The following is a 12,534-nucleotide window of genomic DNA, read 5'->3' on the forward strand; positions in this document are numbered from 1 at the left end:
AAAGAAGCTAGCAAGGAAAGTGAACGCTGCGTTTGTCATGCGTCTACGCATCCGCACTGGCTGGCGCGGGTGATTCAGTTAGCGGCGTCTTTGCCTATCTGGCCGAGCTGAAATGCATCGGCCAGGCGTCTTCCGCGCACGCGCCTGTGAGTTTGATCGATGCGGTTCACGGCTTTTGGCGGTGCGCGCATCGCGTTCTTGATGGGCTCCGGCTTGGCGTGAAGCCGCGTCGCGAGCCGCTTTGCATAAGCGGCGGGATCGTTGAAGACGCGGATCAGCGCTTCGAAGCGTTCAGCCAGCGCCCAGGCGGAGCACAATTGCTGCGGCTCCAGCCATTCCGTGCGCCAAAGGTCATCGCGCGAGGGGCAGTTGTGCTTTGGCGCGCTGCGCTTCATTGGCTGACGAAAAGCAGCGGAACGAAACGCGCCATTCTTTGGGCTTGGCGGCTTCGAAGCTCAGCCAGAAGCGCACGCTCTCGCGCGGCGTCCACAACCTCTGGCGCGGTGTGCGCTTTGGATAAGCCACCGCCTCGATCATCAACAGCCGACGCAAAAAGGCCTCGGCGCAGCGCAGCCATGAGGCGAGGCGCGTGTGCGCCCGCAGCGTCAGCATGGGATGGGCCGCGATTTCCTCCGGTGCGCCGAAGATGGCGTGCAAAAACGCACTCGCAATCAGCCACAGCTCAGGCGGTGCTACGCGATCAGAAAGGGATGCAGCCTCGTTTGCATCGGCGCGAGATGTTACGCGCGGTGCGGTAGGGGGAGGATAGATTATTTGGGGGGCGACGGGACTGAGGCTCGCCGCGTTCTGCGGCGAGACCCAACTCTAGCGTTTATCGAGCATTTCGAGAGCGTATAGCGCCGCTAGCTCGAAGAGGCGCGTCAGTTTTCGCGAGTGCGGCCTGCACAGGTTCGCCAGTTCTTCGGCGCGGTCTGCGATCCGCTCCCAAAAGCGTTCATCGGTTGGTGTGTGGTTCTGTATAGACATGGGATCGCCCCCTCCTTAGGGGCGATCCAGTCAAGGCAGTTATTCACAGGCAGCCCTCTGTGAATTTGCGCACACGTCAAAGAAGTGGAGCCAAAGCGGTGCCGTTGCGAGCGCGGCGATCAAGACCACGGCGATTGAGACCTTAAGCGGTGTGTTTGAGGTGACAGCGACGAACTGCCAGCGGTTCGCACGAAAGAGCTAAATGCGGCCGGTTGGCTATCAATCCTCGTCGATCACATCGACCAAGATATCCCGCTTACCCGCCGCATTCGCCTCTGAGATAATCCCAGCCTTTTCCATCTTTTCGATGAGCGTGGCGGCGCGGTTGTAGCCGATGCTTAGGCGGCGCTGCAGGTAGCTTGTGCTGGCCTTGCGGTCGCGTTGGACGATCTCGACGGCGCGGTCGAACAATTCGTCGCCGCCGCCTTCGCCATCGGCGAACAATTCCGGATTGTCGTCGTCGCCCGCGTTCTCGTTCGGCTCGGCGGTGACGTCGGTGCGATATTGCGGCGCGCCTTGCTCTTTCAGCATGGCGACGACGCGCTCGACTTCAGCGTCGGTGACGAACGGCCCGTGGAGACGGCGGATGCGGCCGCCGCCGGCCATGAACAGCAAGTCGCCCTGGCCGAGGAGTTGTTCGGCGCCTTGTTCGCCAAGGATGGTGCGCGAGTCGATCTTGCTTGTGACCTGATAGGAGATACGAGTCGGGAAGTTGGCCTTGATCGTGCCGGTGATGACGTCGACCGAGGGACGCTGCGTCGCCATGATGACGTGGATGCCGGCGGCGCGCGCCATTTGCGCGAGACGCTGCACGGCGGCTTCGATTTCCTTGCCGGCCGTGATCATGAGATCGGCCATCTCGTCGATGACGACGACGATGTACGGCATCGGCTCCAAGGGGAGCTCGCGGGTTTCGTAGATCGGCTCGCCGCTGGTGGGATCGAAGCCGGCGTGCACGGTGCGCTCAAGGCGTTCGCCGCGCTCAAGCGCATCGGAGACGCGATCATTGTAGCCGGAGATATTGCGCACGCCGAGCTTGGACATGCGGCGGTATCGATCCTCCATCTCGCGCACGACCCATTTCAGCGCGACGACGGCCTTCTTGGGATCGGTCACGACCGGGTGGAGGAGGTGGGGAATGCCTTCATAGACGCTGAGCTCCAGCATCTTCGGATCGATCATGATGAAGCGGCACTCATCAGGCGTGTGCTTGTAGAGCAGCGACAAGATCATGGCGTTGATGCCGACCGACTTGCCCGAGCCGGTGGTGCCGGCGATGAGCAGGTGGGGCATCTTGGTGAGATCGGCGGCGAAGGGATCGCCTTCGATGGTTTCGCCGAGCGCTAGCGGCAGATCGCCTTGCGTGCCGGCGAAGCTGGTGCTGTTGAGCAGTGAGCGCAGGTAAACGGTTTCGCGCTTTGAATTCGGCAGTTCGATGCCGATGGCGTTGCGGCCCGGGATGACGGCGACGCGGGCTGCGGTCGCGTTCATGGTGCGGGCGATGTCGTCGCTAAGGCCGATGACGCGTGAGGATTTCACGCCGGCTGCGGGTTCGAACTCGAACAGGGTGACGACGGGGCCGGGGCGCGCGGACAAGACTTCGCCTTGCACGCCGAAGTCGGCGAGCACGGTTTCGAGCTGGCGGCTCATGGCGTGCAGCGTTTGCGCGTCGGTCTGGTTGGTGCGCTGCTTGGGTTGAGCGAGCAGCTCAGCGTCGGGCAGATCGAACTCGCGGCCGAAGGCGAAGGTCGAGTGCTGCTTTTCTTTCTTTTGCGGGCGCGGCGCGGCGGCGGTCCGGCGCACTTCGGCCGCTTCACGCTGCGGCGGCGCTGCAGGGCGCGGTGCGCGTGGGGCGCGCGGACGCGGCGCTTCTTCTTGGTTTTGCTCGCGCTCGGCGATCGGCGCGCGACGGTAAGACGTTTCCTCGGGCTCGGGCTCGCGGCGCGTCTTCTCCGAGACGTAACCGATGGCGCGTTGTGTGGCTTGTGCGCCGCCTTGAGCTGCGCGGCGGGCGGCGTCAGCGGCGTTGCGCACGTCTGAGGCGCGCACTTGGAATGACCAGCCGACAGCCAAGACACCGCCAATGGCGCAGACGATACCGGTGAGAACATGCGGGAACGGCAGGCCAGGCATCGAGGCAAGGCCGCTGATGATGCCGGCGAGGCCGTCGCCGAAGAGACCGCCGAAGCCGGTCGCGAGCGGCCAGCCTTCCGGCGTCGGGATCGTGGTGGCGGCGGCGGCGAGCAGAAGGATGCCGCCGGTTGCAGCGCCGATTCGGCGCTTGTCGATGCGCATGACGAGCTGGCGGCGCATGACGCGCATCACGCCGGCTGCAAGCAACGCGGCCATCATCAACGGCGCGGCGGCGCCAAGCGCTTGAATGGCGAGGTCAGCGACGACAGCGCCGGGGCCGCCGAACAAATTGTGCGGCACGCTGTCAGCGGCGGTGTTGAGGCTCGGATCTTCCGGTGAATAGGTCAGCACGGCGCCGAGGCCGTATGCGCCAACGACACCTGCCCCGATGGCGAGCGTTGCGCGCTTCAGCGCCAGCCGCGCTGCGGCAGAACTGTTCGCGGCGGGGATTCTTCCCCGTTCTGTGTAAGCCTCGTCAGTCATGTCGTAGAAGCGCTCGCTTTGTGCAGAGAGTTCGAGCGTGGAATGTTCGCTCTCCCGGTAAATGAGCGATGAATTTTCGGGTGCGAACAGAGTTACCGGCGCATTCATCTGCGTCGCGGAAGTTCCGATTAATAAAGGTAAAAAGAAAAGAGCGCGGACCGGAACGATCCGCGCTCTGAAGGTGAGGGAGAGTTGCCGGTTAGGTGTGGTAGGCGACCTCGCCGTGCTCGGCGTAGTCGACGCCCTCTGCTTCAACCTCTTTGCTGACGCGTCCGCCTGTGAGCACACGCGCGATAATCCACACGATGGCGCTGCCGACGCCGGACCAGACGATGGTGACGAGAACGCCCTTGGCTTGCGCGATCACTTGCGGAACGAGCCCTGGATAGACGGCGATTCCGCCGGCTGCGTAATCGACGATGCCGGCGCCGCCGAAGGCTGGATTGACGACGATGCCGGTGCCGATGGCGCCGACGATGCCTCCAATGCCGTGAATGCCGAAGACGTCGAGGCTGTCATCGTACTTGAGCCAGCTCTTCAGCGCCGAGCAGGCGAACAAGCAGATCGGGCCAACAACGAGGCCGAGGATGAGCGCACCGACTGGGCCGGCAAAACCGGCGGCCGGCGTCACCGCAACGAGACCCGCAACCGCGCCTGACGCCAAACCGAGCAGGCTTGGTTTGCCCTTCGTCAGCCATTCGGTGAGCGTCCACGAAAGCGCGGCGCCGGCTGGGGCGACGAAGGTGTTGATCAGCGCCAGCGCCGCGTAGGCGTTGGATTCAAGGTTTGAACCGGCGTTGAAGCCAACCCAGCCAACCCACAGAAGGCCCGCGCCGATCACCGTGAAGGTGAGGTTGTGCGGCGGCATCGGTTCTTTGCGATAGCCGGTGCGCGAACCGAGGATCAGCGCGCCGACGAGCGCGGCGATGCCGGAGTTGATGTGAACGACGGTGCCACCGGCGAAATCGAGTGCGCCAAAGCTCCAGATGAGGCCAGCGCCGGCAGCGAGTGCTTCAGCATTGGCGGGATCGGACGCCATGATCGGACCGCCCCACCACCAGACCATGTGCGCCATCGGATAATAGACGATGACGGGCCAGAGGATCGAGAAGATCACGATGGTGCTGAACTTCACGCGCTCGGCGACGCCGCCGAGCACGAGCGCCGCGGTGATGCACGCGAATGTCATCTGGAACGCGACGAAAACCAGCTCTGGTATGGAGATTCCGACCGAGAAGGTTTCGACCAGAGTGGTTGTGTCGACGCCGTTGAGGAAGGCTTTGCTCAAGCCGCCGACGAAGCGGTTCAAGCCGCCGCCGTCGGTGAAGGCGAGCGAGTAGCCGATCAGCAGCCACATAACCATGCCGATGGCGGTGACGACAAAAACCTGGCTCAGCAGCGAGACCATGTTCTTGGCGCGCACCAGGCCGCCGTAGAAGAGCGCTAGGCCGGGGATGATCATCATCAACACGATGACGGTGGAGATGAGCATCCAGCCAGTGTCGCCCTTGTCGACGACAGGCGATGTTGGCGCCGCTTCCTCAACCGCGGCCTCGACGGCAACGGCATCAGGCGCAGCGTCCGTTGCGGCCGCTTCGACAGCTGCGGTGGTTTCCTGTGCGAATGCTAGCTCCGGCGCCGTTGCGCCTAGCGCGACCGCGCCGACCAGCGCCAATGCTGCGATCCGCAGCGAGCGCCAGAGCCCCTTGGTTTTTGTCATTGCCCCGCTCCTCAAACGATCGATGGGGCGATTGGTCGAGGCGCTGGGCGATCCGGCAAGCAAACCGGGCTCGCTCTTTGTGCAGTGCAGCAGCTTCGCTCAAAAAAGTGGCGCCCTGCCTCAAGCTTGCGCGTCAGCGCCGCATCGACGCTGTGGCGGGCGCGGCGCTATCGTTAGGTATGAGCAATGGTCGCGGTTTCGACGCCGATGTGATTCTGAGCGGCGGCGGTCTGGTGGGGCAGACTTTGGCCCTGGCGCTGGATCAGGCGGGTTTATCCGTTGCGGTGATCGACGCTTCGAAGCCGGCGGAAACGCTGGCGCCGGCGTTTGACGGTCGCGCTTTCGCGATCGCGTTTGCCTCGTACCGGATGTGGCGGACGCTCGGGCTCGGCGCGCAACTTGATGAAGTAGCGCAGCCGATCGAACAGATCATGGTCACGGACGGCAAGCTCGGGCGCGGGCCGTCCTTGCTGCATCTCCATTTCGATCGCGCCGAGATGCGCGACACCGATGAGCCGCTTGGACTGATGCTGGAGGCGCGGCACGTGCGGCTGGCTCTGGATAGCGCCGTGAAGGCGCGGCCGAGCATCAATATGATCCAGCCGATGTCGGTGAGCGCGATTGAACGCGATCCGGCGGGCGCAAGCGTGACGCTGGCCGATGGCCGCAAGCTGCGCGCGCCGCTGCTGGTCGGCACCGATGGGCGCCGTTCGTTCGTCCGCGGCGCTGTTGGTATCCGCACGATCGGTTGGGATTATCCGGTGACGGCGATCGTCACGACGATCAAGCACGAACGTTCGCATGGCGCGGTGGCGCATGAATTCTTCCTGCCGAACGGACCGTTCGCGATTCTGCCGCTGAAAGGCGAGCGTTCGAACATCGTGTGGGCCGAACCGCGCGCGGCGGCGGAAGCGCTGCTGAAAATGAACGAAGCTGATTTCATCGCCGAGTTGCGCAAGCGCTTCGGCGATTTCCTGGGCGAACTTTCGCTGGAAGGGCCGCGCTTTGGCTATCCGCTGTCGCTGCAATTGGCCGAGCGCATGATCGATCAGCGCGTTGTGCTCGCCGGCGATAGCGCGCACGGCATTCATCCGCTCGCCGGGCAAGGCTTGAACCTTGGCTTGAAGGATTGCGCGGCGCTCGCCGAATGCATCGCCGATGGCGTTTCTCTGGGCTTGGACCCTGGTGATGTCTCGATCCTCGAGCGTTATCAGCGCTGGCGGCGCTTCGATAACGTGACGATGGCGCTCGGCATGGAGTTTTTCGACAAGCTGTTCTCGAACGACATCAAGCCGCTTCGCGCGGCGCGCACATTGGGGCTCGCGGCTGTCAACGCCGTCGGCCCGGCCCGGCGTTTCTTCATGAAATACGCCGGCGGCGGCGCCGGCGATTTGCCGAAGCTGCTGCGCGGCGAAAGCTTGGCGGCTTAGTTTTCGCTCGTCGGTACCGTGTCGGCAGGGATCAGCGCCAGTAACGCCGCAAGCCCGAGGTAGGGCGCGAGTGCGAGTAGCGGTGTGAAAATCTCGCTCATGGGGTTCTGCTCGGTCGCGAAGCTCGAACAACTTTGCCCATGAGACTGCGTTCCGGGGGAACCTGATGTTCCGCGTTTCAGACATGCGAAGAGCGCGAAGGGGGAGCAATCCTTCGCGCTCTTCTGTCGTCCAAGGCCGCGCTATCTGGGGCCAGAAGGATCGTGCTGCTTTTGGGAGCTTAAGCGACGATCTGCGCGGCTTGGGTCATCACGCTGAGGGCGACCGGAGCAAACACGGCGCAGGCAGCGATGAGGGCGAAAAATTTGGTCATTGGATGAGCTTTCAAATTCGAATTTGTTTAAGGATGAGTGCGGCGGCGATCGCTTAGGCGACCATCATCGCGGCTTGGTGCATCGTGGCCCAGGCCATCGGGGCTAACAAAGCCGCCGCCAACATCAGGGAATAAAACTTTGTCATTGCTCTTGCTCCTCTTGGTGAGACCCGATGGCCTCATCTTCGATGAGGAGAAGGTAGCTGTGCGTTGACCTTATCGCTGTGACGGTGGTCACAAGGGGCGCGTGGCACGCTTTCAGTCGCCGGTTTGGCCCACTATTGCCGTTCGATCTCAAGCGGATTGAACAAACTCTGAGTGGCCATTCTGGGCCGCGCGCCGGATAGTTGATCGCGGCGATGCGGCGCACGATCTCAGGCCCCTCGTCACGGCGGCGCCGCAATTGCTTGTGCCGATCGTGTAGTCCTCCGCGCGCGCCCAGCGGGGTCATCATTCGCAGCGCATTGGGTTTGGAGCGCGATCCGCAAGGTGGCGTAGCCTTCGCCCGCATCCATGCGCGCCCGGATGCCCGCGTCATCTTGCGGATAATAACGCTCCTGCAGCATTGGAAATTCCGGCAAGGGCGCTGCAGCGGCGGCGGTGCTGAGACCGAGCGCGAGGCAGAGCTGGGCGATGATGATGCGCATGGGCGAACGTCTGCGTCAGGCGCGCTGCAAACTCAATGCTGTGAGGCTGGTATCGTTGGTGCGGGTAGGCACGAGCGTTTGTTGTTGTAGAGGCGCTGAGTGTGGACGAAGGAGTGGTGATGGCGAGTGCGTTTCCGATTGGCGTGGCCGGGCGTGCCTGGGGCGAGCGGGAACGCGCGCAATGGCGCGCCACGCAAAAGAACCGGCGCAGCTATCAAGCTGATGTGGTTTCGCGGATCGAGGCGCTCAGCGATCGGTTTGAGCGGATCGCCTATGGCGAGATCACTTACGCCGATGAGGCTTACACACTCTACGCATTGCGCAGCCGGGTGGTTCGTCCGGCGCTGCCGAACGTGTTGGTGACGGGCGGGGTCCACGGTTATGAAACCAGCGGCGTCTTTGGCGCGCTTGCGTTTCTCGACGAGGTTGCGGGCGAGTTCAGTGATCGCGTCAATTTGTTGGCGGCGCCGTGTGTCAGTCCCTGGGCGTACGAGCGCATCAATCGTTGGAACTATGACGCGATAGATCCGAACCGCAATTTTCGCTCCGATGGCCCGCGCGAAGCGACGGCGTTGATTGAGCTGGTGCGCTCCTTCGCCGGCGACTACCTGCTGCACATCGATCTGCACGAAACAACGGATTCCGATGAAACTGAATTTCGCCCGGCTTTGAGCGCGCGCGACGGCAACGCTTTTGAGCCCGGCGAGATTCCGGATGGATTTTATGTCGTCGCGGATACGGCTGATCGGCAGCTTGAATTCCAAAAGGCCATCGTCGCAGCCGTCGAGCAGGTGACGCACATCGCGCCGGCCGATGCGAAAGGTGAGATCATTGGCTCAACCGTGATCGCGCACGGCGTCATCGAATATCCGCTGGCCGAACTTTCGCTCTGTCCTTCGATCACCAATGCGCGCTTCAAGACGACGACCGAAGTCTATCCTGACAGTCCGCGCGCTACGCCCGAGATCTGCATCCGCGCGCAAGTAACGTCCGTCCGCGCCGCGCTCGACTTTGCGTTAGAGGCCTAAATTGCGACCTGCGCGCCTAATTCTACGACGCGGCTTGTCGGGATGTGAAAAAACTCGGTGGCGCTCGAGGAGTTGCGGGCGAGGAAGATGAAGAGGAGGTCTTGCCAGCGTGGCATGCCGCTCTTGTCCGTCGGCACTAGAGCACGGCGGCTGAGGAAGAACGACGTGGTCATAATGTCGAAGGCGAGGCCGCGCTCGCGGGCGAGGGTAAGTCCGCGAATGACGTTCGGCGTTTCCATGAAGCCGAAGCTCAAGGTCACGATCTGGATGTCGGGGCGGATGGTCTCGACGGTGATGCGCTCGCTATCGGCGATGCGCGGCGTCGGTGCAGTGCGGATCGAGAGCAGGATGATCTGCTCGTGTAGTACCTGGTTGTGCTTCAGATTGTGCAGGAGCGCGGTCGGCGCAGCTTGCGGATCGGCGGTGAGGAAGATGGCCGTCCCGCGCACGCGCTTCGGCGGCGAGATTTCGAGCGTCGCCAGTATTTGCTGAAGGCTTACATCGCGGCGTGTTTGCTCGTGCAGCAAGGCCGAACCGCGCACCCAGGTCCACATAATGAGGATGAATCCGGCGGCGATGATCAAGGGCACGATACCGCCGTGGAAGACTTTGAGCAGGTTCGATCCGGCAAAGATGAGCTCAATGACGATGAACGGCGACATCAGCAGCACCGCGAACCAAAGCGGCCGCTTCGAGACTTTCCAGATGGCGAGAATAGCGAGCACGGATGAGGTCATCATCGTGCCGATGACAGAGACGCCGTAGGCGGCGCCGAGCGCGCTTGAAGAACCGAATGAGAAGGTCATGAACAAGACGCCGAGCATCAGCAGGTAGTTTACTTGCGGCATGTAGATTTGGCCGAAGTGGCGCTCTGAGGTCTGCAGGATGCGCATGCGTGGCAAGAGGCCGAGCTGGATGGCCTGCTGGGTCAATGAATAGGCGCCGGAGATCACGGCTTGGCTGGCGATGATGGTTGCGGCGGTGGCGATGAGCACAAGAGCGGGGCGCCAGGCTTCCGGCGCCATCAGGAAGAAGGGATTGCCGATGGTGCTGCGGTCCGCGATCACCATGGCGCCTTGGCCGAGATAGTTGAGCGCGAGTGCGGGAAAGACAAGCCACGCCCAGGCGACAGAGATTGGCTTGCGGCCGAAATGGCCCATGTCGGCGTAAAGCGCTTCGGCCCCGGTGACGGTGAGAAACACTGAGCCCAGCACGATGAAGCCAAGGCCTGTGTGCGAGCTGAGGAAGTTGATCGCGTAGAGCGGGTTGATGGCGGCGAGGATGCTGAGATCCTGGCTGAGATGCAGCAGACCCAGACCGCCGAGCACTGCAAACCAAAGAATGCAAATCGGGCCGAACCAGGCGCCGACAACGCCTGAGCCGCGCCGTTGCACCAAGAAGAGCGCGATGAGAATGCCGAGCGTGATCGGCATCACGAACGGTTCGACGCGGCCGGTGAGCCCTGGCAGCACGGCCAGACCCTCGATGGCGGAGAGCACCGAGATCGCCGGCGTCAGCATCGCGTCGCCGTAAAAGAGGCCGGCGCCGGCGAGGCCGACGATAAGCACTAATGGCGTGCGCTTGCCGAGTGCCCGCTGGACGAGCGCCATCAAGGAGAGCGTGCCGCCCTCGCCACGATTGTCGAGGCGGAGCAGGATGGTCGCGTACTTGATGGTGACGATAGCGATGAGCGCCCAAAGCATCAGTGAAATGACGCCGATGATCTCACCGTTGGTCGCGGCGCCGTTTTCGCGCACGACATGGCCGATGGACTCGCGGAAGGCGTAAAGCGGCGAGGTGCCGATATCGCCGTAGACGACGCCGATGGCGGCGAGGGTGAGGCCCCAGAAGCCGCGCTTTGATGCGTCGGGAAGGTTGGCGGCCGCGGTGGGGGCGTGGGTGAGAGTGCTCATCGCCCGGCTGTGACGCCGAAGCGCATAAAGATTCCATGTGGTTGCGCGGCGCCGCTTGTAGGGCCAGATTCGGCGGGTGAACGAGCGTTCTGCTTCTTGGCCTGCGCGGCTTCCGATCATCGCAGCGACCGCCTCTATGGTCGGCGTTGCGGCCTTGGTTGCGTATGTGGGCGAGCGTTGGCTCGATCCGCAGAGTCTGTCGCTGTTTTTCGTGGTTCCGATTGTGCTCGCGGCCATGCGCTATGGCTTGGCGGCTTCGCTGGGCGCGTCGGTGTTGAGTGTGGCGGCGCTGAATTTCTTGTTCGTGGAGCCTCGCTTCACGATGGCGGTAGCGCGGCCGCAAGATTTGTGGGCGCTTTTACTTTTGGCCGCAGTGGGCGTACTGGTGAGTTTGATCGCGCAGCGCGCGCGCACCGCAGAGGCGGCCCGCGTTGAGGCGGCGCGTGAGCGGTTTAAATCGGAGTTGCTTGCCGGCGTGTCGCACGATTTGCGCACGCCCTTGGCGACAATTCTCTTCACGCTGCAAAGCTTGCAGAGATTTGCCGCTGATCACGATCAGGCGTCGCGCAATGAATTGTTCGATTTGGCCGAGAGCGAAACGCGGCGGTTGGCGGGATTGGTGGAGAGGTTGCTCTCGGCGTCGCGCATTGAGGCTGGACGAACGCCTGTGCAGCTCGAGCCTGTGAGCGTGAGCGAGATTGTGGCGTCGGCGATGCTGGATGCCGGCGCTGAAATTGCTGAGATTGAGATTGCGGTGGAAGCGCCCGCGGATTTGCCGCTGGTGTCAGCCGACCCGGCGCTGGCGACGCGAGCGCTTGCGAATGTGCTTTCGAACGCGGGGAAGTATGGCGGAGGTTTTCCAATCAGCGTGTCGGTGCGCTGTGAGGATCATAACGTGCTGATCGATGTGCGCGATCGCGGGCCAGGGCTTGGCGAAGATCCGGAGCGCTTGTTCGAGAAGTTCGTGCGCGGTGTCGATGCGGATGGGCGCGCGCCGGGTTTGGGGCTTGGGCTGGCGCTCGCACGCACGTTTATGGAGTCGCAAGGGGGCGGGCTAAAGGCCGCCAATTGCGAAGGCGGCGGCGCGCAATTCACTTTGAGTTTGCCGTGTTGGACCAAAGCGACGCGTTATGGTGACTGAAACGATAATCCTGGTGGTTGAAGACGATGCGTCGTTGCAGCGCTCGTTGGTGATGACGTTGAAGACGGCGGGGTATGCGCCAATCGGCGCGGGCTCGCTGGCGGAGGCGCGGCGGATGCGGTCGCATCACAGACCGCAAGCCATTTTGCTCGATTTGGGTTTGCCGGACGGTGATGGGTTGGACTTTATCGGCACCGTGCGCGCCGAAGCGTTGACACCTATCGTGGTGCTGACGGCGCGCGATGCCGAGGCGCTGAAGGTGCGCGCGCTCGACGCCGGCGCCGATGACTATGTGACCAAGCCGTTTGGGCTCGATGAATTGCTGGCGCGGCTGCGCGCGGCGCTGCGTCATGCGGTGCAGGCGGGTGGAAGTGCGCCGAGCGTTCGCACTGGGCCGCTGGAGATCGACTTAGCGGCGCGCGTGGTGCGGCGCGAGGGCCGTGAGATTGAGCTATCGCCGAAAGAGTTCGAGATTCTGGCGCTGCTTGCGGCGCAACTCGGCAAGGTGGTGCGCCATCAGGACTTGCTGAAAGCGGTATGGGGTTCGGAGCGCACGGACATTCAGTATTTGCGCGTCTATGTCGGGCAGTTGCGGACGAAGCTTGGCTTGGCAGACGCGCCCTTGCTGGTGTCCGATCCTGGCGTCGGCTACAGGCTGATCGCGGCGCCGCCAGTGTGA

The 12,534-nt window shown here is 63.1% G+C and carries 11 protein-coding genes; 4 read left to right on the forward strand and 7 right to left on the reverse strand.

The window, feature by feature from the left end; genetic code table 11:
• Positions 1-74 precede the first annotated feature (74 nt).
• The 5 genes from ATE48_RS10565 to ATE48_RS10580 all read right to left on the reverse strand — a co-directional run bounded on the left by ATE48_RS10565 (position 75) and on the right by ATE48_RS10580 (position 5,323).
• The gene (locus tag ATE48_RS10565; protein ID WP_066771169.1) at positions 75-395 is read right to left on the reverse strand and encodes a hypothetical protein; all 321 of its coding nucleotides are present in this window, start codon (positions 393-395) and stop codon (positions 75-77) included.
• Entirely contained in the window at positions 352-657 is a 306-nt protein-coding gene (locus ATE48_RS20055; RefSeq protein ID WP_066771172.1) for a hypothetical protein, read from the reverse strand. Before ATE48_RS20055 ends, ATE48_RS10565 begins: the two co-directional genes overlap by 44 nt.
• A 168-nt stretch (positions 658-825) precedes the next feature.
• Positions 826-987 carry a hypothetical protein gene (locus ATE48_RS19770; RefSeq protein WP_156767722.1) on the reverse strand — a complete coding sequence of 54 codons (162 nt, stop codon included), beginning with the start codon at positions 985-987 and terminating at the stop codon, positions 826-828.
• A 219-nt stretch (positions 988-1,206) separates the two neighbouring features.
• A complete protein-coding gene (locus ATE48_RS10575; protein ID WP_156767723.1) occupies positions 1,207-3,711 on the reverse strand; it encodes an FtsK/SpoIIIE family DNA translocase in 2,505 nt (834 codons plus the stop codon).
• Between the two features lie 91 nt (positions 3,712-3,802).
• The gene (locus ATE48_RS10580; RefSeq protein ID WP_066771175.1) at positions 3,803-5,323 is read right to left on the reverse strand and encodes an ammonium transporter; all 1,521 of its coding nucleotides are present in this window, start codon (positions 5,321-5,323) and stop codon (positions 3,803-3,805) included.
• A gap of 179 nt (positions 5,324-5,502) precedes the next feature.
• Between ATE48_RS10580 and ATE48_RS10585 the strand changes: the two genes are divergently transcribed.
• Entirely contained in the window at positions 5,503-6,753 is a 1,251-nt protein-coding gene (locus ATE48_RS10585; protein ID WP_066774902.1) for a UbiH/UbiF/VisC/COQ6 family ubiquinone biosynthesis hydroxylase, read from the forward strand.
• A 759-nt stretch (positions 6,754-7,512) separates the two neighbouring features.
• Here ATE48_RS10585 and ATE48_RS10595 read toward each other — a convergent pair.
• Complete coding sequence (locus tag ATE48_RS10595; RefSeq protein ID WP_066771179.1) at positions 7,513-7,773, reverse strand: hypothetical protein; 261 nt, start codon at positions 7,771-7,773, stop codon at positions 7,513-7,515.
• A 113-nt stretch (positions 7,774-7,886) separates the two neighbouring features.
• Between ATE48_RS10595 and ATE48_RS10600 the strand changes: the two genes are divergently transcribed.
• Positions 7,887-8,801, forward strand: coding sequence for a M14 family metallopeptidase (locus ATE48_RS10600; RefSeq protein WP_156767891.1), 915 nt, complete (start codon positions 7,887-7,889; stop codon positions 8,799-8,801).
• Here ATE48_RS10600 and ATE48_RS10605 read toward each other — a convergent pair.
• Positions 8,798-10,714: a potassium transporter Kup gene (locus ATE48_RS10605; RefSeq protein ID WP_066774905.1), complete on the reverse strand. Its 1,917-nt coding sequence runs from the start codon at positions 10,712-10,714 to the stop codon at positions 8,798-8,800. The two genes, ATE48_RS10600 and ATE48_RS10605, sit on opposite strands and share 4 nt — an antisense overlap.
• A gap of 76 nt (positions 10,715-10,790) precedes the next feature.
• Between ATE48_RS10605 and ATE48_RS10610 the strand changes: the two genes are divergently transcribed.
• Both ATE48_RS10610 and ATE48_RS10615 read left to right on the forward strand, forming a co-directional pair.
• Positions 10,791-11,855, forward strand: coding sequence for a sensor histidine kinase (locus ATE48_RS10610; protein WP_066771187.1), 1,065 nt, complete (start codon positions 10,791-10,793; stop codon positions 11,853-11,855).
• Positions 11,845-12,534 carry a response regulator transcription factor gene (locus ATE48_RS10615; protein WP_066771197.1) on the forward strand — a complete coding sequence of 230 codons (690 nt, stop codon included), beginning with the start codon at positions 11,845-11,847 and terminating at the stop codon, positions 12,532-12,534. Before ATE48_RS10610 ends, ATE48_RS10615 begins: the two co-directional genes overlap by 11 nt.

The organism is Candidatus Viadribacter manganicus (assembly GCF_001679665.1).
GTDB classification, from domain to species: Bacteria; Pseudomonadota; Alphaproteobacteria; order Caulobacterales; family Aquidulcibacteraceae; genus Vitreimonas; species Vitreimonas manganica.